This is a genomic window from Pseudomonas sp. RW409 (genome assembly GCF_003184125.1).
In the GTDB taxonomy this organism is placed as follows: domain Bacteria; phylum Pseudomonadota; class Gammaproteobacteria; order Pseudomonadales; family Pseudomonadaceae; genus Aquipseudomonas; species Aquipseudomonas chlororaphis_I.
On record NZ_QHHP01000034.1, the window covers coordinates 209,905 to 231,697 of the forward strand.

The 21,793-nt window shown below is 62.1% G+C and carries 18 protein-coding genes; 13 read left to right on the plus strand and 5 right to left on the minus strand.

What is annotated here, in order from left to right:
• Window positions 1–72 precede the first annotated feature (72 nt).
• From pabB to DK261_RS17225, 4 genes are all read right to left on the minus strand, one after another.
• On the minus strand, window positions 73–1,416 hold the full coding sequence (gene pabB / locus DK261_RS17210; protein ID WP_110176104.1) for an aminodeoxychorismate synthase component I: 1,344 nt from the start codon (window positions 1,414–1,416) through the stop codon (window positions 73–75).
• 223 nt (window positions 1,417–1,639) lie between these two features.
• Window positions 1,640–2,626, minus strand: coding sequence for an alpha-L-glutamate ligase-like protein (locus DK261_RS17215; protein WP_009047893.1), 987 nt, complete (start codon window positions 2,624–2,626; stop codon window positions 1,640–1,642).
• Window positions 2,626–4,158 carry an inactive transglutaminase family protein gene (locus DK261_RS17220; RefSeq protein ID WP_009047894.1) on the minus strand — a complete coding sequence of 511 codons (1,533 nt, stop codon included), beginning with the start codon at window positions 4,156–4,158 and terminating at the stop codon, window positions 2,626–2,628. The genes DK261_RS17215 and DK261_RS17220 overlap by 1 nt, the downstream gene beginning before the upstream one ends.
• A 5-nt stretch (window positions 4,159–4,163) precedes the next feature.
• Window positions 4,164–4,706: an ATP-dependent zinc protease gene (locus DK261_RS17225; protein WP_009047895.1), complete on the minus strand. Its 543-nt coding sequence runs from the start codon at window positions 4,704–4,706 to the stop codon at window positions 4,164–4,166.
• Window positions 4,707–4,975: 269 nt separating this feature from the next.
• On the opposite strand from DK261_RS17225, the gene DK261_RS17230 reads away from it, so the two are divergent.
• The 6 genes from DK261_RS17230 to prpD all read left to right on the plus strand — a co-directional run bounded on the left by DK261_RS17230 (window position 4,976) and on the right by prpD (window position 13,586).
• Window positions 4,976–5,698, plus strand: a complete 723-nt coding sequence (locus tag DK261_RS17230) for a GntR family transcriptional regulator (RefSeq protein ID WP_009047896.1) — start codon at window positions 4,976–4,978, stop codon at window positions 5,696–5,698.
• The gene (gene prpB, locus DK261_RS17235) at window positions 5,695–6,591 is read left to right on the plus strand and encodes a methylisocitrate lyase (protein ID WP_007930643.1); all 897 of its coding nucleotides are present in this window, start codon (window positions 5,695–5,697) and stop codon (window positions 6,589–6,591) included. The genes DK261_RS17230 and prpB overlap by 4 nt, the downstream gene beginning before the upstream one ends.
• 176 nt (window positions 6,592–6,767) lie before the next feature.
• Window positions 6,768–7,895, plus strand: a complete 1,128-nt coding sequence (gene prpC, locus DK261_RS17240) for a 2-methylcitrate synthase (protein ID WP_025804288.1) — start codon at window positions 6,768–6,770, stop codon at window positions 7,893–7,895.
• Between the two features lie 174 nt (window positions 7,896–8,069).
• Window positions 8,070–10,664, plus strand: a complete 2,595-nt coding sequence (gene acnD, locus DK261_RS17245) for a Fe/S-dependent 2-methylisocitrate dehydratase AcnD (RefSeq protein WP_110176054.1) — start codon at window positions 8,070–8,072, stop codon at window positions 10,662–10,664.
• A gap of 60 nt (window positions 10,665–10,724) precedes the next feature.
• On the plus strand, window positions 10,725–11,915 hold the full coding sequence (prpF, locus tag DK261_RS17250; RefSeq protein ID WP_110176055.1) for a 2-methylaconitate cis-trans isomerase PrpF: 1,191 nt from the start codon (window positions 10,725–10,727) through the stop codon (window positions 11,913–11,915).
• A 186-nt stretch (window positions 11,916–12,101) separates the two neighbouring features.
• Complete coding sequence (gene prpD / locus DK261_RS17255) at window positions 12,102–13,586, plus strand: 2-methylcitrate dehydratase (RefSeq protein WP_101282039.1); 1,485 nt, start codon at window positions 12,102–12,104, stop codon at window positions 13,584–13,586.
• 108 nt (window positions 13,587–13,694) lie between these two features.
• Here the strand turns inward: prpD and DK261_RS17260 are convergent, their stop codons facing one another.
• On the minus strand, window positions 13,695–14,513 hold the full coding sequence (locus DK261_RS17260; RefSeq protein ID WP_007927505.1) for a pyruvate, water dikinase regulatory protein: 819 nt from the start codon (window positions 14,511–14,513) through the stop codon (window positions 13,695–13,697).
• Between the two features lie 173 nt (window positions 14,514–14,686).
• On the opposite strand from DK261_RS17260, the gene ppsA reads away from it, so the two are divergent.
• The 7 genes from ppsA to sigX all read left to right on the plus strand — a co-directional run bounded on the left by ppsA (window position 14,687) and on the right by sigX (window position 21,747).
• The gene (ppsA, locus tag DK261_RS17265) at window positions 14,687–17,062 is read left to right on the plus strand and encodes a phosphoenolpyruvate synthase (protein ID WP_009047902.1); all 2,376 of its coding nucleotides are present in this window, start codon (window positions 14,687–14,689) and stop codon (window positions 17,060–17,062) included.
• Window positions 17,063–17,162: 100 nt separating this feature from the next.
• On the plus strand, window positions 17,163–18,152 hold the full coding sequence (locus DK261_RS17270; RefSeq protein WP_110176056.1) for an alpha/beta fold hydrolase: 990 nt from the start codon (window positions 17,163–17,165) through the stop codon (window positions 18,150–18,152).
• 267 nt (window positions 18,153–18,419) lie between these two features.
• Window positions 18,420–18,911: a ribonuclease E activity regulator RraA gene (rraA, locus tag DK261_RS17275; protein WP_009042919.1), complete on the plus strand. Its 492-nt coding sequence runs from the start codon at window positions 18,420–18,422 to the stop codon at window positions 18,909–18,911.
• Window positions 18,912–18,936: 25 nt separating this feature from the next.
• Window positions 18,937–19,932: a zinc transporter ZntB gene (locus tag DK261_RS17280; protein WP_009042920.1), complete on the plus strand. Its 996-nt coding sequence runs from the start codon at window positions 18,937–18,939 to the stop codon at window positions 19,930–19,932.
• A 63-nt stretch (window positions 19,933–19,995) separates the two neighbouring features.
• Window positions 19,996–20,241 carry a hypothetical protein gene (locus DK261_RS17285; RefSeq protein ID WP_007927518.1) on the plus strand — a complete coding sequence of 82 codons (246 nt, stop codon included), beginning with the start codon at window positions 19,996–19,998 and terminating at the stop codon, window positions 20,239–20,241.
• A gap of 2 nt (window positions 20,242–20,243) precedes the next feature.
• On the plus strand, window positions 20,244–21,068 hold the full coding sequence (locus tag DK261_RS17290) for a mechanosensitive ion channel domain-containing protein (RefSeq protein WP_007927520.1): 825 nt from the start codon (window positions 20,244–20,246) through the stop codon (window positions 21,066–21,068).
• A gap of 88 nt (window positions 21,069–21,156) precedes the next feature.
• A complete protein-coding gene (sigX, locus tag DK261_RS17295) occupies window positions 21,157–21,747 on the plus strand; it encodes an RNA polymerase sigma factor SigX (protein ID WP_009042922.1) in 591 nt (196 codons plus the stop codon).
• Window positions 21,748–21,793 lie beyond the last annotated feature (46 nt).

Sequence of the window (21,793 nt, forward strand, 5' to 3'; positions counted from 1 at the left end):
GTACGGCCGCGGCGTCCTCCCCAACGCTGAAGGGCCTGCGGCCCTATCGCAGCCTGCGGCAGCGGCTACAGATCAGAGGCTCTGCAAGGTCTCCAGCAGCACCTTCACCTTGGTGATGGACTCCTGATACTCGGCCTGCCAGTCCGAGTCCGCGACAATCCCGCCACCGCCCCAGCAGCAGACCTGCCCGTCCTTGACCAGCAGGCTGCGGATGGCGATCGAGCTGTCCATCTCGCCCCGCACATCCAGGTACAGCAACGAACCGCAATACAGCCCGCGCCGGGTCGGCTCCAGCTCGTCGATGATCTGCATGGCGCGGATCTTCGGCGCGCCGGTGATCGAGCCGCCAGGGAAGCTGCCGGCGATCAGGTCCAGTGCGTCCTTGTCGTCCGCCAGCTCGCCGGTGACGCTACTCACCAGGTGATGCACATTCGGGTAGCTTTCCAGGCTGAACAGCTCCGGCACCCGCACCGAGCCGATGCGGCAGGTGCGGCCCAGGTCGTTGCGCAGCAGGTCGACGATCATCAGGTTTTCCGCGCGGTCCTTGGGGCTGGCCAGCAGCTCGGCGGCGTTCGCCGCGTCTTCGGCGGCATCCTGGCTGCGTGGGCGGGTGCCCTTGATCGGCCGGGTTTCCACCTGGCGCTCACTGATCCGCACGAAGCGCTCCGGCGACAGGCTCAGCACCGCGCCACCTTCCGGCAGGCTCTGGAACCCGGAAAAAGGCGTCGGGCAGGCCGCGCGCAGCGCGCAGTAGGCAGCCCACGGATCGCCGACGCAGGGCGCGCGAAAGCGTTGGGCGAAGTTGACCTGATAGCAGTCGCCGGCCTGGATGTACGCCTGGATACGCTCGAACGCCTGTTGATACTGCGCGGCGCTGAGGTCGGGGCGCATCGGCCCGCTGAGTTTGAAGCTGCCGTCGGTGCTGGCCGGCACCTGGCTGAACAGGGCGATCAGGCGCTGGCGTTCGGCGGCGACGACGGCCGGGTGGAACACCAGTTGGCTGGTGCACTGCTGATGGTCGCTGATCAGCGCCCAGTCGTAGAGGCCGAAGCGCGCATCGGGCAGTTGCAGGTCATCCAGGGCCTGGCTGGGCAGGCGTTCCAGGTGGCGTCCGAAGTCGTAGCTCAGGTAGCCGATCAGCCCGCCGGCAAAAGGCAGCTGGTAAGGCGCGGGGATCGCCGCCTGGCCCAGCTGATCCAGATTGAGCCGCAGGCGTTGCAGGAAGTCTTCGCCGCTTTCGTCCTTGAGGACGGCCAGCTGGGCCCGTGGCCAGGCGCTGAGCAGGTCATAGCGGCCGCGCTCGGCACTGGGCCGGCCGCTGTCGAGCAGGACGGCGCCAGGGGCATGACGGATCGCCGCGAAATACTCGGCGGGGTTGGGGCGATAGGGCAGCGGGTGTACGGAGCAGGTCGACATGCGGGGCGGATCAGCCATCGGAGGAGCGCGGCTGGCGATTGTAGTCCCCTCAAGGATTTGCTCCTAGTGGGGATGTCGGGGATTGCCCGGTTTACGACGCATCGCACTGTAGCCGCTGCCGCAGGCTGCGATAAGACCGAAGGTCTTCCAGCGCCCATAAGGACGCCACGGCCGTGCCGGCCGATCGCAGCCTGCGGCAGCGGCTACAGGTCAATGCCGTGGATCAGCCTTCCACCGCCGGGATATGGCCGAACAGATCCTGGGCAAACTGCACGCGCTGCTCGACGGTTTCGCTGATGCCGCGGGCTTTCAGCTCTGCCAGGTGCGCTTCGACCGCGTGGGTGCGCTGGGTCAGGCCGCAGTCGTTGGCGATCTGGATGTTCAGGCCGGGGCGGGCGTTGAGCTCGAGGATCAGCGGGCCCTTTTCCTGGTCCAGCACCATGTCGACCCCGATGTAGCCCAGGCCGCACAGCTCGTAGCAGCCGGCCGCCAGCTTCATGAAGCCGTCCCAGTAGGGCAGCTGCACGCCGTCCACCGCGTTGGTGGTGTCCGGGTGCTTGGCGATGATGTTGTTCAGCCAGGTACCGCGCAGGGTCAGGCCGGTAGCCAGGTCGACACCGACGCCGATGGCGCCCTGGTGCAGGTTGGCCTTGCCGCCGGACTGGCGGGTCGGCAGGCGCAGCATGGCCATCACCGGGTAGCCCATGAGCACGATGATGCGGATGTCCGGCACGCCTTCGTAGCTGATGCTCTTGAAGATCTGGTCCGGGGTCACCCGGTATTCGATCAGCGCCCGGTCACGGTGGCCGCCCAGGGAATAGAGGCCGGTGAGGATGCTGGAGATGTGGTGCTCGATTTCTTCATGACTGATGATCTTGCCCGACACCGTGCGGTAGCGACCCTCGAAACGGTCGGCGATCACGATGATGCCGTCGCCGCCGGCGCCTTGCGCCGGCTTGATCACGAAGTCGTTGCGCCCGCCGATGATCTCGCCGAGCTTGTCGATTTCCTTCTCGGTGGAGATCACGCCATACAGTTCCGGCACATGGATGCCGGCCTTGATCGCGCGTTCCTTGGTGATGATCTTGTCGTCGACGATCGGGTACAGGCTGCGCTTGTTGTACTTGAGCACGTAGTCCGCGTTACGCCGATTGATCCCCATGATGCCCCGGGCTTCCAGGGCCTTCCAGGTCTTCCACAGGCCGAACATTACGAATCAGCCTTGACGAAGGCTTTGAAACGGATCAGCTCGGTCAGGCGGTAGCCGCGGTAGCGACCCATCGCCAGCATGAAGCCCACCAGGATCAGCAGCATCGCCGGGAAGGTGAAGACGAAGTAGATCAGCTCCGGCACGCTCATGATCAGGTGGGCCAGGGAGGCGGCGAACAGCGTGCCGATGGCGACTTTCATCGCGTGGCCGGCGCCACGTTCTTCCCAGGTGATCGACAGGCGTTCGATGGTCATGGTCAGGATCACCATCGGGAACAGGGCGACCGACAGGCCGCGTTCCAGGCCGAGCTTGTGGCTGAACAGGCTGATGGCGGCGATCAGCACCACGACGAAGGTCAGCACCACCGACAGCCGCGGCAGCATCTGCAGCTTCAGGTGTTCCAGGTAGGACCTGAGCGACAGCCCGAGCGCGGTGATTACGGTGAACAGCACGATGCCGAAGCCCAGCTGGGTTTCGCGGAAGGCCAGGGCGATCAGCACCGGGGTGAAGGTACCCAGGGTCTGCAGGCCGATCAGGTTGCGCAGCACCAGGATCACCAGCACGCCGATCGGGATCATCACCATGATCATGAAGGTCTGCTGGGTCTGCAGCGGCAGGCCGTACAGCGAGTATTCGAGGAAGTTGGCGTCGGTGTTCTCGTCGGTCAGCTTGGCCAGGCGAATGGCGTTCATTTCGCTGTTGTTCAGGCTGAAGGTGACGGTGGCTTTCTTGCCGCCATCGACGGTGATCAGGCTGTCGTCACCGATCCACCACAACAGGCGGTCGCTGGGCAGGCCCTGTTCGCCGGTTTCCGGGTTGAAGTACAGCCAGTCGGTACCGTTGAAGCTGCGCAGCCACAGTTCCGGAGCCTGCGGCTGGTCAGCCACCAGGCGGATGGTGTGGACCTTTTCCATCGGCACGTGGGCGATGGACAGCAGCAGGTCGACGATCTTGGCCTTGTTCGCCGGCGACGGATCACCCGCCAGGAGCATCTTGGCGTTGTCGTCGCTGCTGTTGTTGACCCGCTTGATGGCTTCGCTGATGAAGGTCTCGACGTCGGCCGAGTGCTGGCGGATCGGCGCGAGCAGGGCTTCGGCGGCGATCTTTTCCGGGCCTTCGACGGCGATGCTGTCGCGGAAGGTCGGGCCCTTGATCTTGGCTTTTTCCGCGGTGTAGCGCTTGGTCAGGACCAGGCGGTAGTAGAGGGTCTGGTTGCCCTTGGCGCGGCGTGCCGACCAGGTGACCTTGCGGTTGCCGTCGACGCGGTTCACCGCCACCCCGTAGTTATTGGAAATGAAGCTCTCGTTCAGGCTGACGTAGTCGCGGCTCAGGGGCGGCACGAACATCTGGATCTTGATCGGGTCCTTGGCGTTGGCGACGAATTCGACCTTGGCGTCGATGTTCCACAGGTCGTCGGTGGCGTCTTCGGTCACCGGGATGCCGAGCACGAAAATCTGATAGGCCGTGATCGAGATGCCCAGCACCACCAGGATGGCGATCAGGATTTTCAGATGGAGGGTAAGAGAGCGCATTGGAATTACTCTGCGGTATGAGCGTCGGTGGCGCAGGCAGGTTTGCCAGCAGCGTATTTAAGACTGGGGTCGACCAGTGCATCGAAGCGCTTGAGCGCTTCGGAGCCGATCAAGAGCGGGTATTGGAATGCACTGCGGTCGGTCAAGTTCACTTCTATGCTGCGCAGGGCTGTGCCCATGCAGATATCCAGCTCGATGACCGGGCGCGCGGTGTACTTCTTGTTGTTTTCCTCATCGGGGTCGTAGTCGCCGGCGCGGCGCTTGATCTTGCTGACGCGGGCCAGCGGACGTTCGATGGGGTGGGAATGGGCGGCGTCGATGGCCAGATAGAAGCGTACCCAGGACTCGCCATTGCGCTTGAAACGCTTGATATCGCGGGCGCTGAGGGAGGCGGTCTTGGCGCCGGTGTCGAGCTTGGCGGCGACTTCCAGGTCGATCCCGGACAGTCTGGCGTATTCATTCAGACCGTAAACGGTCTTGCCGGCGGCGGCACTCAGGCCCGGCAGGCCGAGCAGGCAGAACAGTATGGAGAAGGCCTTGAGTCTCATAGATCCTGGTGCGTTGCATGGGTTCTTCAGTTCAAGGCGACTGGCATTGCTGCGCAAGCTCCCTCGTGTGCTGCCTTATTAATGTGACAGGCAAATGCGGGCGGCATTCTAGCATGCTGGTTTTATGGCGCCAGCGGCGGGGCGGGGGCTTTTGTGCCGGTTTGGTGCAAAGGGTTATTAGACGATTGTCGACAATATCTATTTTTCCTTTGACTGGTTGGCTTGTATTGGCTAGTTTTTGTCGCATTGATTTTCAAGGTGTCGACAATATGTTGGATCAGCTCGATCCCCCCGCCGTGACGCAGGACGATTCGGAAACCTTGTCCGAAAACGTCTTCAGGCGCATTCAGGCGGCCATCGTCAAGGGCGAGATCGCCCCGGGCAGCAAGATTTCCGAGCCGGAACTGGCGCGCACCTATGGCATCAGCCGCGGCCCGCTGCGCGAGGCGATCCACCGCCTGGAAGGCCAGCGTCTGCTGGTGCGGGTGCCCCATGTCGGGGCGCGGGTGGTGTCCCTGAGCCATGCCGAGCTGATCGAGCTTTATGAAATCCGCGAGTCCCTGGAAGGCATGGCCTGCCGCCTGGCCGCCGAGCGCATGACCAACGAGGAAATCGACGAGCTGCGCCGAGTCCTCGATACCCACGAGCGCGACGCGGCGTTCCAGGCCGGGGTCGGCTACTACCAGCAGGAAGGCGATTTCGACTTCCACTACCGGATCATCCAGGGCGCGGGCAACCGCACCCTCACGCAGATGCTCTGCGGCGAGCTGTACCAGCTGGTGCGCATGTACCGCATCCAGTTTTCCGCCACGCCCAACCGCCCGCACCAGGCGTTCGCCGAGCACCACCGGATTCTCGATGCCATTGCCGATCGCGACGGCGAACTGGCCGAGTTGTTGATGCGCCGTCACATCGGCGCTTCCAAACGCAACATTGCCCGTCATTACCAGGACGGCGCCAAGCAGACAGCCACTCCACGAGGTGAGTCATGAGTTCCAATAACAAGAGCACTCCAGGCCAGCGCTTTCGCGATGCGGTCGCCAGCGAACGACCGTTGCAGGTGGTCGGCGCCATCAATGCCAACCATGCGCTGCTGGCCAAGCGCGCCGGGTTCAAGGCGATCTACCTGTCCGGTGGCGGGGTGGCGGCCGGCTCCCTCGGCGTGCCGGACCTGGGCATCACCGGGCTCGACGACGTGCTGACCGACGTGCGCCGCATCACCGACGTCTGCGACCTGCCGCTGCTGGTGGACGTGGACACCGGTTTCGGTTCGTCGGCGTTCAACGTGGCGCGCACCGTCAAGTCGATGATCAAGTTCGGCGCGGCGGCGATTCACATCGAGGACCAGGTCGGCGCCAAGCGCTGCGGCCATCGGCCGAACAAAGAGATCGTCTCCCAGCAGGAAATGGTCGACCGTATCAAGGCCGCGGTGGATGCCCGCACCGACGACAGCTTCGTGATCATGGCCCGTACCGACGCCCTGGCGGTGGAGGGGCTGGAGTCGGCCCTGGATCGCGCCGCCGCCTGCATCGAGGCCGGCGCCGACATGGTGTTCCCGGAAGCCATCACTGAGCTGGAGATGTACAAGATCTTCGCCAGCCGGGTGAAAGCGCCGATCCTGGCCAACATCACCGAGTTCGGCGCCACGCCGCTGTACACCACCGAACAACTGAAATCCGTGGATGTTTCCCTGGTGCTGTACCCGCTGTCGGCGTTCCGTGCCATGAACAAGGCGGCGGAAAACGTCTACACCGCGATCCGTCGCGACGGTACCCAGCAGAACGTGATCGACACCATGCAGACCCGCATGGAGTTGTACGACCGCATCGACTACCACACCTTCGAGCAGAAGCTCGATGCGCTGTTCGCCCAGAAGAAAAGCTGAACCAACCTTTGTAGGAGCGAGGCTTGCCCGCGATGGACGTTAACGATAACGCACAGCCCCTGATACACCGGGGTGTACCGATCGGCATCGCGAGCCGCTTCGTTCCTGCGGTATCGGGGTGAGCCCCGACCCATGAAGTTGCCGATTCCCTAACAAATTCAAGATTGGAGAGAGCAATGGCCGAAGCAAAAGTATTGAGTGGCGCTGGCCTGCGTGGCCAGGTGGCTGGACAGACTGCCCTGTCGACCGTGGGCCAGGCCGGTGCCGGGCTGACCTACCGGGGTTACGACGTCCGCGAACTGGCGGCCGACGCGCAGTTCGAGGAAGTGGCCTACCTGCTGCTGTACGGCGAGCTGCCGACCCAGGCGCAACTGGACGCCTACGCCCAGAAGCTGAGCAAGCTGCGCGACCTGCCGCAGGCGCTGAAAGAAGTGCTGGAACGCATTCCGGCCGACGCCCATCCGATGGATGTGATGCGCACCGGCTGTTCGTTCCTCGGCAATATCGAGCCGGAACAGGACTTCTCCCAACAGCGTGACGTCACCGACCGCCTGCTGGCCGCGTTCCCGGCGATCATGTGCTACTGGTACCGCTTCAGCCACGACGGCAAGCGCATCGATTGCGTGACCGACGAGCCGTGCATCGGCAGCCACTTCCTGCACCTGCTGCACGACAAGAAACCGAGCGAGCTGCACGTCAAGGTGATGAACGTGTCGCTGATCCTCTACGCCGAGCACGAATTCAACGCCTCGACCTTCACCGCCCGGGTCTGTGCCTCGACCCTGTCCGACCTGTACTCCTGCGTTACTGCGGCCATCGGTTCGCTGCGCGGCCCGCTGCATGGCGGCGCCAATGAGGCGGCGATGGAGATGATCGAGCGCTTTGCTTCGCCGGAAGAGGCGATCAAGGGCACCCTCGGCATGCTCGAGCGCAAGGACAAGATCATGGGCTTTGGCCACGCGATCTATAAAGACAACGACCCGCGCAACGAGGTGATCAAGGGCTGGTCGAAAAAGCTCGCTGACGAAGTGGGCGATAAGGTGTTGTTCCCGGTTTCCGAAGCCATCGACAAGACCATGTGGGAGCAGAAGAAGCTGTTCCCCAACGCCGACTTCTACCATGCCTCGGCGTACCACTTCATGGGCATCCCGACCAAGCTGTTCACCCCGATCTTCGTCTGCTCGCGCCTGACTGGCTGGGCGGCCCACGTGTTCGAACAGCGCGCCAACAACCGCATCATTCGTCCAAGCGCCGAGTACGTCGGCGTCGAGCAGCGCAAGTTCGTGCCAATCGAACGTCGCTGAATGGTGGCTGCTTAAAAAACCAGAGCCCTGCAGGAGCGAGGCTTGCCCGCGAAGACGGACTGACATTCAACATCGATGTTGGCCGTTACACCGCTATCGCGAGCAAGCTTCGCTCCTACAGGGAGCGATTTCAGCAGCACCACCTTTTGCAATCACCGTGACCGAGTCCTGACGATGAACACTGAATTTCGTAAAGCGTTACCCGGTACCCGACTGGATTACTTCGACACCCGCGCGGCCGTCGAGGCGATCCAGCCCGGCGCCTACGACAGCCTGCCGTACACCTCGCGCGTGCTCGCGGAAAACCTGGTGCGTCGTTGCGATCCGGCGACCCTTACCGATTCCCTGAAGCAATTGATCGAACGCAAGCGCGACCTCGACTTCCCGTGGTTTCCGGCCCGTGTGGTGTGCCACGACATTCTCGGCCAGACCGCCCTGGTGGATTTGGCCGGCCTGCGCGACGCCATCGCCGACCAGGGTGGCGACCCGGCCCAGGTCAACCCGGTGGTGCCGACCCAGTTGATCGTCGACCACTCGCTGGCGGTGGAGTGCGGCGGCTTCGACCCGGATGCGTTCGCCAAGAACCGCGCGGTGGAAGACCGGCGCAACGAAGACCGTTTCCACTTCATCAACTGGACCAAGAAAGCCTTCAAGAACGTCGACGTGATCCCGCCGGGCAACGGCATCATGCACCAGATCAACCTGGAGAAAATGTCGCCGGTGATCCAGGCGCGCGATGGCGTAGCCTTTCCCGATACCTGCGTCGGCACCGACAGTCATACTCCACACGTAGATGCCCTGGGCGTGATCGCCATCGGCGTCGGTGGCCTGGAAGCCGAAAGCGTGATGCTCGGCCGGGCGTCCTGGATGCGCCTGCCGGAAATCGTCGGTGTCGAGCTGACCGGCAAGCTGCAACCGGGCATCACCGCCACCGACATGGTGCTGGCGCTGACCGAGTTCCTGCGCAAGCAGAAGGTGGTGGGCGCCTACCTTGAGTTCTTCGGCGCAGGCGCCGCGGCGCTGACCCTGGGCGACCGCGCGACCATCTCCAACATGGCCCCGGAATACGGTGCCACCGCGGCGATGTTCTACATCGACCAGCAGACCATCGACTACCTCAAGCTCACCGGCCGTGAAGACGAGCAAGTGCAGTTGGTCGAGACCTATGCCAAACAGGCCGGCCTGTGGGCCGACAGCCTGAAAGGCGCGCAGTACGAGCGCGGCTTGCAGTTCGACCTGTCCTCGGTGGTGCGTAACATGGCGGGCCCGAGCAACCCCCACGCCCGGGTGGCGACCAGCGACCTGGCGGCCAAGGGCATCGCCGGCCAGTGGGAAGAGGTGCCGGGGCAAATGCCCGATGGCGCGGTGATCATCGCGGCCATCACCAGCTGCACCAACACCAGCAACCCGCGCAACGTGATCGCCGCCGGCCTGCTGGCACGCAACGCCAACAAGCTCGGCCTGACCCGCAAACCCTGGGTCAAGTCGTCGCTGGCACCGGGTTCCAAGACCGTGGCCATGTACCTGGACGAAGCCGGCCTGACCCACGAACTGGAGCAATTGGGCTTTGGCGTCGTGGCCTTTGCCTGCACCACCTGCAACGGCATGTCCGGTGCGCTGGACCCGGTGATCCAGAAAGAAATCATCGACCGCGACCTGTACGCCACCGCGGTGCTGTCGGGCAACCGCAACTTCGACGGACGCATCCACCCCTATGCCAAGCAGGCGTTCCTCGCGTCGCCGCCGCTGGTGGTGGCTTACGCGATTGCCGGGACCATCCGCTTCGACATCGAGAAGGACGTGCTGGGCCTGGACGCCAACGGCAAGGAAATCCGCCTCAAGGACATCTGGCCGAGCGACGAAGAGATCGACGCGGTGGTCAAGGCTTCGGTGAAACCCGAGCAGTTCCGCAAGGTGTACATCCCGATGTTCGCCATTCACGAAGACACCGGGCCCAAGGTCGAGCCGCTGTACGACTGGCGTGAAATGAGCACCTACATCCGTCGTCCGCCGTACTGGGAAGGCGCCCTGGCCGGGGCGCGCAGCCTGACCGGCATGCGCCCGCTGGCGGTGTTGCCGGACAACATCACCACCGATCACCTGTCGCCGTCCAACGCCATCATGCTCGACAGCGCGGCGGGTGAGTACCTGGCGAAAATGGGCCTGCCGGAAGAGGACTTCAACTCTTACGCGACCCACCGCGGTGACCATCTGACTGCGCAACGCGCGACCTTCGCCAACCCGAAACTGTTCAACGAAATGGTCCAGGAAGGCGGCAAGGTCAAGCAGGGTTCGCTGGCGCGGATCGAGCCGGAAGGCCAGGTCACCCGGATGTGGGAAGCCATCGAAACCTATATGCAGCGCAAGCAGCCGCTGATCATCATCGCCGGCGCCGACTACGGCCAGGGTTCGTCCCGTGACTGGGCGGCCAAGGGCGTGCGTCTGGCCGGGGTGGAGGCCATCGCCGCCGAAGGCTTCGAGCGCATCCACCGCACCAACCTGGTGGGTATGGGCGTACTGCCGCTGGAGTTCAAGCCGGGCACCGACCGCAAGACCCTGGGCATCGACGGTACCGAAACCTTCGATGTGGTGGGCGAGCGCAAGCCGCGCGCCACCCTGACCCTGGTGATCCGGCGCAAGAACGGCGAGCGCATCGAGGTGCCGGTGACCTGCCGTCTCGACACCGCCGAAGAGGTGTCGATCTACGAAGCGGGCGGCGTGTTGCAGCGCTTTGCCCAGGACTTCCTCGAATCGGCTGTCGCCAGTTAAGTGACGTACCGGGGGCGGGCCGCAAGGCGCCGCCCTCGGTCTTTATCAGGACCGAAATCCATGGCTTTCGTAGCGCAAATCAAGATTCCCGCCACCTACATGCGTGGCGGCACCAGCAAGGGCGTGTTCTTCAGCCTGCAAGACCTGCCCGAGGCGGCGCAACTGCCGGGGGCGGCCCGCGATGCGTTGCTGTTGCGGGTGATCGGCAGCCCCGACCCGTACGACAAGCAGATCGACGGCATGGGCGGCGCCACGTCCAGCACCAGCAAGACGGTGATCCTGTCGAAAAGCATCAAGCCCGGCCACGACGTGGATTACCTGTTCGGCCAGGTCTCCATCGACAAGCCTTTCGTCGACTGGAGCGGCAACTGCGGCAACCTGTCGGCGGCGGTCGGTTCCTTCGCCATCAGCAGCGGCCTGGTGGATGCCGAGCGCATCCCGCAGAACGGCGTGGCCGTGGTGCGCATCTGGCAGGCCAATATCGGCAAGACCATCATCGCCCATGTGCCGATGACCAACGGCGCGGTGCAGGAAACCGGCGACTTCGAACTGGATGGCGTGACCTTCCCGGCGGCCGAAGTGCAGCTGGAATTCATGGAGCCGGCGGCCGAGGAAGAGGGCGCCGGTGGTTCGATGTTCCCCACCGGCAACCTGGTGGACGACCTGGAGGTGCCGGGCGTCGGGACGTTCAAGGCCACCATGATCAATGCCGGGATCCCGACCATCTTCATCAATGCCCGCGACATCGGCTACAGCGGCACCGAGCTGCAGGGCGATATCAACGGCGACCCCAAGGCGCTGGCGATGTTCGAGACCATCCGCGCCCACGGCGCGCTGCGCATGGGGCTGATCCAGCACCTGGACGAAGCGGCCAAGCGCCAGCACACACCCAAGGTCGCCTTTGTCGCGCCGCCGGCGGACTACCAGGCGTCCAGCGGCAAGGCGGTGCAGGCTGCCGATATCGATCTGCTGGTGCGCGCGCTGTCCATGGGCAAGCTGCACCACGCGATGATGGGTACCGCCGCGGTGGCCATCGGTACGGCGGCGGCGATCCCCGGCACCCTGGTCAACCTGGCGGCCGGCGGCGGGGAGCGCAGTGCGGTGCGTTTCGGCCACCCGTCGGGGACCCTGCGGGTCGGCGCCGAAGCCGTGCAGGACAACGGCGAATGGAGCGTGACCAAGGCCATCATGAGCCGCAGCGCGCGGGTCTTGATGGAAGGCTGGGTGCGTGTGCCCGGCGATGCCTTCTAAAAACACACCACCCTTGTAGGAGCGAGCTTGCTCGCGATAGCGATACCAAGCTCGACATCGATGTCGACAGTCCATCCGTCATCGCGAGCAAGCTCGCTCCTACAATGGGGGTTATAAAAAATAACCCCGATCAGCCTGACCTTGAGGATGCAACCCACACCTAACCCTTGATGGAGTGAACTGCCCATGAGCGCCAACGTTGATCTGAACGAACGTCCCGATTACGACCAGGTCCTGCAGGACATTGCCGATTACGTTCTGAACTACCGGATCGAGTCCCACGAGGCTCTGGATACCGCCCGCAACTGCCTGATGGACACCCTTGGCTGCGGCCTGCTGGCCCTGCGCTTTCCCGAATGCACCAAGCACCTGGGGCCCATGGTCGAGGGCACGGTCGTACCCTTTGGCGCGCGAGTGCCGGGCACCAGTTTCCGCTTGGACCCGGTCAAGGCGGCCTGGGATATCGGCTGCATCGTCCGTTGGCTGGATTACAACGACACCTGGCTCGCCGCCGAGTGGGGCCATCCTTCCGACAACCTCGGCGGCATCCTCGCCGTGGCCGATCACCTGTCGCAAAAGCGTGTGGCCAATGGCGAGGCGCCGCTGACCATGCGCGCGGTGCTCGAGGCCATGATCATGGCCCATGAAATCCAGGGAGTGATCGCCCTGGAGAACTCCTTCAACCGCGTCGGCCTCGACCATGTGCTGCTGGTGAAAGTCGCCTCGACCGCGGTCACCGCCAAACTGATGGGCGCCAACCGCGAACAGCTGCTGGCGGCGCTGTCCCATGCCTTTGTCGATGGCCAGGCGCTGCGCACTTATCGGCATGCGCCGAATGCCGGTTCGCGCAAGTCCTGGGCGGCGGGGGACGCCACGAGTCGTGGTGTGCGCCTGGCGGATATCGCCCTGCGCGGCGAGATGGGCATTCCGGGAGTGCTGAGCGCGCCGCAGTGGGGCTTCTACGACGTGCTGTTCAGCCACACCAACAAGGACCTGGCGCTCAAGCCCGAAGACCAGCGCCGTTTCAGCCTGTCGCAGAAGTACGGCAGTTACGTGATGGAAAACGTGCTGTTCAAGATCAGCTTCCCGGCCGAGTTCCATGCGCAGACCGCCTGTGAAGCGGCGGTGACCCTGCATCCGCTGGTACGCAATCGCCTGCACGAGATCGACAGGATTGTCATCACCACCCACGAATCGGCGATCCGCATCATTTCCAAGGTCGGCCCGCTGGCCAACGCCGCCGACCGCGACCACTGCATCCAGTACATGACCGCCGTGCCGCTGGCCTTCGGCAACCTGGTGGCCGAGCACTATGAAGACGGCTTCCATGCCGCCCACCCGATCATCGATCAGTTGCGCGAGAAGATGCAGATAGTCGAAGAACCGCGCTACACCCGCGAGTACCTGGAGGCCGACAAGCGCTCCATCGCCAATGCGCTACAGGTGTTCTTCAAGGATGGCTCGAGCACCGAGCAGGTGGTGGTGGAATACCCGATCGGCCATCGCCGGCGTCGCGCCGAAGGCATTCCGCTGCTGGAAGACAAGTTCAAGGCCAACCTGGCCACCCGCTTCACGGCTCAGCGTTCGGCGCAGATCTTTGCCCTGTGCAAGGACCAGGCGCAGCTGGAAGCCACGGCGGTGCACCGGTTCGTGGATCTGTTGGTGATCTGAAGGCCGGGCGGACCGTTGGTCCGATCGCGACAAGCTCGCTCCTACAAGATCTTGTAAGCCATGCAGGGGCGAGCTTGCTCGCGATAGCCTTCTATTGGTCAGATAACGCTACTTGAAGCGCCGCTCGACGCCTTTTTCCACGAGGATCTTCGCCGAGATCTCTTCCACCGAGAAATGCGTGGAGTTGATGTGCGGAATGTTCTCGCGGCGGAACAGGTTTTCCACCTCGCGCACTTCGAACTCGCACTGGGCGTAGCTCGAATAACGGCTGTTGGGTTTGCGCTCGTTGCGGATGGCGGTGAGCCGGTCGGGATCGATGGTCAGGCCGAACAGCTTGTGCTGGTGGGCGCGCAGGGCGGTCGGCAGCTGCAGGCGTTCCATGTCGTCTTCGGTCAGCGGGTAGTTGGCGGCACGGATGCCGAACTGCATGGCCATGTACAGGCAGGTCGGGGTCTTGCCGCAGCGCGACACGCCGACCAGGATCAGGTCGGCCTTGTCGTAGTAGTGGGTACGGGCGCCGTCGTCGTTGTCGAGGGCGAAGTTCACCGCCTCGATCCGCTCCATATAGTTGGAGTTGCCGCCAATGGAATGGGACTTGCCGACCGAGTACGACGAGTGCTCGCTCAACTCCAGCTCCAGGGGGGCGAGGAAGGTCGAGAAGATGTCGATCATGAAACCATTGGACGTCGCGAGGATCTCACGGATGTCCTGATTGACGATGGTGTCGAAGATAATCGGACGAAATCCGTCCTTTTCGGCGGCAATGTTGATTTGTTGTACCATGGCCCGCGCTTTATCTACGCTGTCGATATACGGCCGCGTGATTTTGCTGAAGGTAATGTTTTCGAACTGCGCCAGGAGGCTCTGGCCGAGGGTTTCAGCGGTGATGCCGGTACCGTCGGAGATGAAGAAAGCAGATCGTTTCATTTGCACCTTGGGCCTTAAGCTAGTGACGAATCTTGGATATGATAGGCGCGATTTGCCGGCCTCCAATGGCCCGCATTCTCACTTATTTTCCAGGTCCAGGCCATACAGCCGGCAAGCGCTCCCCGAGCAGCCGGCTTCTGAGCTTTTCCAACACAGTTAGTGGAGAGATCACCTTGGTAGAGTACGTAGTTTCCCTCGATAAGCTCGGCGTCCATGATGTAGAGCATGTGGGGGGCAAGAACGCATCCCTGGGCGAGATGATCAGTAACCTTGCAGGCGCCGGTGTATCGGTCCCTGGAGGCTTTGCCACGACGGCCCAGGCCTATCGTGATTTTCTCGAATTGAGCGGTCTTAACGACCAGATCCACGCCGCGCTCGACGCCCTGGACGTCGATGACGTGAATGCCCTGGCCAAGACTGGCGCCCAGATCCGTCAATGGATCATGGAAGCCGAATTCCCCGAGCAACTGAATACCGAAATTCGCACCGCGTTCGCCAAGCTGTCCGCGGGCAACCCTGACATGGCCGTGGCCGTGCGCTCCTCGGCCACCGCCGAAGACCTGCCGGACGCTTCCTTCGCCGGCCAGCAGGAAACCTTCCTTAATATCCGTGGCGTCGAGAACGTCATTCGCGCCGCCAAGGAAGTCTTCGCTTCCCTGTTCAACGACCGCGCCATTTCCTACCGCGTGCACCAGGGCTTCGACCACAAGCTGGTCGCCCTGTCTGCCGGCGTGCAGCGCATGGTGCGTTCGGAAACCGGCACCGCCGGCGTGATGTTCACCCTCGACACCGAGTCGGGCTTCCGTGACGTGGTGTTCATCACCGGCGCCTACGGCCTGGGTGAAACCGTCGTTCAAGGTGCGGTGAACCCGGATGAGTTCTACGTCCACAAGGGCACCCTGCAAGCCGGTCGCCCGGCCATCCTGCGCCGCAACCTGGGCAGCAAGGCGATCAAGATGATCTACGGCGACGAAGCCAAGGCCGGTCGCTCGGTCAAGACCGTCGACGTCGACAAGGCCGATCGCGCGCGTTTCTGCCTGACCGATGCCGAAGTCAGCGAGCTGGCCAAGCAGGCGATGATCATCGAGAAGCACTACAAGTGCCCGATGGACATCGAGTGGGCCAAAGACGGCGATGACGGCAAGCTGTATATCGTCCAGGCCCGTCCGGAAACCGTGAAGAGCCGCACCCAGGCCAACGTCATGGAGCGTTACCTGTTGAAGGAAACCGGCACCGTGCTGGTGGAAGGTCGCGCCATCGGCCAGCGCATCGGCGCCGGCAAGGTGCGGATCATCAAGGACGTGTCGGAGATGGACAAGGTCCAGGCCGGCGACGTGCTGGTGTCCGACATGACCGACCCGGACTGGGAACCGGTGATGAAGCGCGCCAGCGCCATTGTCACCAACCGTGGCGGCCGTACCTGCCACGCCGCGATCATCGCGCGCGAGCTGGGTATTCCAGCGGTTGTCGGTTGCGGCAATGCCACCGAACTGTTGAAAGACGGCCAGGGCGTGACCGTGTCCTGTGCTGAAGGCGACACCGGTTTCATCTTCGAAGGCGAGTTGGGTTTCGACGTGAAGAAAAACTCCGTCGATGCCATGCCGGAGCTGCCGTTCAAGATCATGATGAACGTCGGCAACCCGGACCGCGCCTTCGACTTCGCCCAGTTGCCGAACGCCGGTGTCGGCCTGGCCCGCCTGGAGTTCATCATCAACCGCATGATCGGCGTGCACCCCAAGGCACTGCTGAACTACGCCGGCCTGCCCCATGAAATCAAGGAAAGCGTCGACAAGCGCATCGCCGGTTACAACGAACCGGTCGGTTTCTACGTCGACAAGCTGGTCGAAGGCATCAGCACCCTGGCCGCGGCGTTCTGGCCGAAAAAGGTCATCGTGCGCCTGTCGGACTTCAAGTCCAACGAATACGCCAACCTGATCGGCGGCAAGCTCTACGAGCCGGAAGAAGAAAACCCGATGCTGGGCTTCCGCGGTGCTTCGCGTTACATCAGCGAATCGTTCCGTGACTGCTTCGAACTCGAGTGCCGCGCCCTCAAGCGCGTGCGCAACGACATGGGCCTGACCAACGTCGAGATCATGGTGCCGTTCGTCCGTACCCTGGGCGAAGCCAGCCAGGTGGTGGATCTGCTGGCCGAAAACGGTCTCAAACGCGGTGAAAACGGCCTGCGCGTGATCATGATGTGCGAGCTGCCTTCCAACGCGATCCTGGCCGAAGAGTTCCTCGAGTTCTTCGACGGTTTCTCCATCGGTTCCAACGACCTGACCCAGCTGACCCTGGGCCTGGACCGCGACTCGGGCATCATCGCGCACCTGTTCGACGAGCGTAATCCGGCGGTCAAGAAGCTGCTGGCCAACGCCATCGCCGCTTGCAACAAGGCCGGCAAATACATCGGTATTTGCGGCCAGGGCCCGTCCGACCACCCGGACCTGGCCAAGTGGCTGATGGAGCAGGGCATCGAAAGCGTCTCGCTGAACCCGGATTCCGTACTGGAAACCTGGTTCTTCCTGGCCGAGGGGCAGGGTGCGGTCTAAGCGGAATGAAGCACCGGCCAGCCTTCGGGCTGGCCGGGGCTTTGAGATTCAAGTAGGGCGGGCTCCATCTGGAAGCCGCCCTTTTTTGTGCAAGAGCATTATGCAAAGCAGCAGCAACCTATTTCCCGTCGCCTTGATCAGTGCCGAACGTCGAGGCGACCTGAGTGAAGACGTCTATCGCCTGAAGCCCGGCAACAGCCCGGACACCACGGTCGAGCTGGCCGTCACCCGCCTGGGAATGGCGGACGAGCCCGAATCCCGTGGCGTGCCGGTGATCCTGCTGCACGGCAGTTTCTCCAATCGGCGTTTCTGGTATTCGCCCAAGGGCATCGGCCTGGGCGCGTATCTGGCGCGCATGGGCTTCGATGTATGGATCCCCGAGATGCGTGGCCACGGCCTGTCGCGACGTAATGCCGACTACCGCAAGAATCGCGTCGCCGACTATGCGCAATACGATTTGCCCGCCATCGGCGCCTTCGTGCGGGAACAAAGCGGCCAGGTTCCACACTGGATCGGCCATTCCCTGGGCGGCATTACCCTGGCGGCGGCCCTGGGCGGCCAGTATCTGGGAGAGCCGGCAGTGGCGTCGGCGGCGCTGTTCGGTTGTCAGGTCAGCCGCACCTATTGGCCGTTGAAAATCCCGGCGGTGGAGTGGGGCGGTCGGCTCATTCTCAAGCGGTTTGCCCAGTTGTCCGGCTCGCGGCTCAAGCGCGGTCCCGAGGACGAACCCATTGGCCTGGCCCTGGAAGGCATGCGTTGGTATGGGCTGTTCGGGCGTTTCGGGGATGGGCAGAAGGACTGGTGGGCCGGTTTGTCCGATGTTTCGCTGCCAGTACTGGCGGTGAGCGCGGCTGGGGATCATCAGGATCCGACCTGGGCCTGCCGCAAGTTGTTTGACCAGTTGAGTTCCGAGCACAAACAGTTTGTCTGTCTGGGGCGCGAACAAGGGTTCAGCGGCAATTTCGGCCACGTCGAGATGCTGGTGAGCAAAGCCGCCCAGGCCGAAGTCTGGCCTTTGGTGGCGCGTTGGTTGAAGGATCAGCAGAGCCCGTTGTTGGCATCGAGTGCCGAACTGGCTGCCGCGAGTTGAGTTCAGAAGGCTCTGACAAGAGCATTTCGTTCCGCTGCGCTTGCGGCTAAGATATGACGCATTGAGCGGTTTTGGTCACATTCGGTCGCTGGTTTGGTATCCCGTTCGTGCTCATTGCCCCTGCTGAAATTGGCGTATGGTGGGGGCTGAATGGGGATCGAGGGCTAAGGCAAGGTGTTGAACATTTGCCGCCAGCGCTCGTCACTCAGCATGAACCCTGCGAGTTCCGACACCGCGACGTGTTCTTTCCATTACAGGAGTTTCTCGATGAATCATTACCTCACTCCCGACCTGTGCGACGCCTACCCGGATCTGGTACAGGTGGTTGAACCGATGTTCAGCAATTTCGGTGGTCGCGACTCCTTCGGCGGCGAAATCGTGACCATCAAGTGCTTCGAAGACAACTCGCTGGTCAAGGAACAGGTCGAGCTCAAGGGCCACGGCAAGGTGCTGGTGGTCGACGGTGGCGGCTCCCTGCGCCGCGCGCTGCTGGGTGACATGCTGGCCGAGAAGGCCGCCAAGAATGGTTGGGAAGGGCTGGTGATCTACGGCTGCATCCGTGACGTCGATGTCATCGCGCAAACCGACTTGGGTGTTCAGGCGCTGGCCAGCCATCCGATGAAAACCGACAAGCGCGGCATTGGCGATCTCAATGTGGCGGTGACCTTTGCCGGGGTGACTTTCCGTCCGGGCGAATATGTCTATGCCGACAACAATGGCGTGATCGTTTCGCCAAGCCCACTGAAAATGCCTGAATAAGCAGTCGACCAAGCAAGGGATGAGGATGTTCGAGGAAGACAACGCGCAATGGGGGCTGGTACATGCCCTGGTGCTGGATGGTAAAGGTGGTGCGCGTGCAATTGCCCGAACTGAACTGGACGACCTGCAGCTGCAAGCCCATGAGAGCCTCTGGCTGCATTGGGATCGCAGCCATCCGCAAACCCAGACCTGGCTGCGTAAATCCAGCGGTCTGAGCGAGTTCAGCTGTGACCTCCTACTCGAAGAAAACACCCGGCCGCGCCTGTTGGCGCTGCCGGATTCCGAGTTCCTGCTGTTTTTACGCGGCATCAACCTCAACCCCGGCGCCGAGCCGGAGGACATGGTTTCGGTACGCATCTTCGGTTCGGCCCAGCGAGTGATCTCCCTGCGCCTGCGGCCATTGCGCGCGACCGATGAGCTGCTGGTGCAACTGGGCGAAGGCAAGGGACCCAAGACCGCCTCCGAACTCATCCTTTATATGGCTGAGTACCTGACTCATAAGGTGCAGGATCTGGTCAGCGACCTGTCGGAAGTGGTCGATGCCGAGGAAGAAAAACTGGATGCCGACGAACGGTATACCCCCGAGCACAGCAACATTCTGCAGATCCGTCGACGGGCTGCCGGACTCAAGCGTTTCCTCGCTCCGCAGCGGGATATTTTCGGTCAGCTCAGCCGCATCAGGCTGCCTTGGTTCGCCGATGACGATGGCGATTACTGGAACGAATTGAACAACAGCCTGACCCGCTACCTGGAAGAGCTCGAATTGACCCGAGAGCGCGTGGGGCTTGTGCTGGAGGCCGAAGACCGGCGCCTGAGCGTGCGCATGAACCGCATCATGTTTCGCTTCGGGATCATCACCGGGATCTTTCTGCCAATGAGTTTTCTGGCCGGCTTGCTGGGGATCAACGTCGGAGGAATCCCGCTTTCCAACAGTCCCTACGGGTTTCTGGTGGCCTGCCTGTTGATGGCGCTGGTAGCGCTGGGACAATGGTGGTTATTCCGACGTTTGCGCTGGGTCTGATTATGAACTATGTGACCCGGGGAATTTTGATCGCGTCTTTCACAGACATATCGAGAGGTGCGTATGCACGATCCGTTTGAACAGTCGTTGCGTGACATGCTCAAGGCCACACCGTCCACCCGGGACGACGATGCGTGCCTGGGCCGCGTACTGAAAACCGCCAACCGGCAGGTGGGGGCGGGCGATCTGTTCAGCCTGCTCGGCCGCTGGTTGCCGGCGCTGATGATTGCTCTGAATAACGGATCGGCCCATATCTCGCCGGTTTCCCGTCGTAAACCTACTGCTCGCACTGCTGATAAGGCTGATTGAATATGGAACTTGATCTCTGGACTCAGAGCCTCGTCACTGCGATGACTGCGTTGTGGACCAAGGTAGCGAACTTCATTCCCAACCTGTTTGGCGCGCTGGTCGTGCTGCTGTTGGGGTTCGTGGTCGCCAAACTGCTTGATACCCTGCTTTCCAAACTGCTCGCCAAACTGGGCCTGGACCGCTTGATGGGCGGTACCGGTTTGACCAAACTGCTGTCTCGTGCGGGCCTGCAGGTGCCGATTTCTACCTTGATCGGTAAAATCGTGTATTGGTTTGTTTTACTGATTTTCCTGGTTTCTGCTGCAGAATCCCTTGGCCTGGAGCGGGTTTCGGCTACGCTCGACATGCTGGCGCTGTATTTACCGAAGGTTTTCGGGGCCGCGCTGGTGCTGTTGGTGGGGGTATTGCTGGCGCAACTGGCCAATGGGCTGGTGCGTGGAGCGGCCGAAGGGGTTGGTCTGGATTACGCCAGTGGCCTGGGGCGAATCGCCCAGGGGCTGGTGATCATCATCAGTATTTCCGTTGCGATCAGTCAGTTGGAGGTCAAAACCGACCTGCTCAACCATGTGATCGTGATCGTTTTGATTACCGTTGGTCTGGCTGTTGCCTTGGCCATGGGGTTGGGAAGCCGGGATATTGCCGGTCAGATTCTTGCGGGAATCTATGTGCGTGAGTTGTATCAGGTTGGGCAACAAGTGCGAGTTGGCGAGGTCGAAGGGCAGATCGAGGAGATCGGCACGGTTAAGACTACACTGCTGACCGATGAGGGTGAGCTGGTCTCTCTCTCCAATCGGATCATGCTGGAGCAGCATGTAAGTAGCCGCTAACCCGGCAAACCCTGCTAATGTATGCCGCCGCAAAATGCCCTTGCCTGGGCTGCGGTGGACATTGACCTGACTGTCGGCCCGACTCGTTTTGAATAAAGCCCAATCGCTATCCACGCGCTATGACCCCCGTGAGCTCTCTGACGAGGAGTTGGTTGCGCGCTCGCACACGGAGCTGTTTCATGTGACGCGTGCGTATGAAGAGTTGATGCGACGCTATCAGCGAACCCTCTTCAACGTTTGTGCACGTTATTTAGGGAACGATCGTGATGCTGATGATGTCTGTCAGGAGGTGATGTTGAAGGTGCTGTATGGCCTCAAGAACTTCGAGGGGAAATCGAAGTTCAAGACATGGCTCTATAGCATCACGTACAACGAATGCATCACTCAGTATCGGAAAGAACGGCGCAAGCGTCGCTTGATGGATGCGTTAAGTCTTGATCCCCTCGAGGAAGCGTCTGAAGATAAGGCGCCGAAACCTGAGGAAAAGGGCGGACTTGACCGCTGGTTGGTGCATGTGAACCCGATCGATCGGGAGATTCTGGTGCTACGATTTGTCGCAGAACTGGAGTTCCAGGAGATCGCAGACATCATGCACATGGGGTTGAGTGCTACGAAAATGCGGTACAAGCGTGCGCTTGATAAATTGCGTGAGAAATTTGCAGGCATTGCTGAAACTTAGTTCGGCGCAAATATCTCTTACGTCTAGGTAAGTTCTGATAGACTTA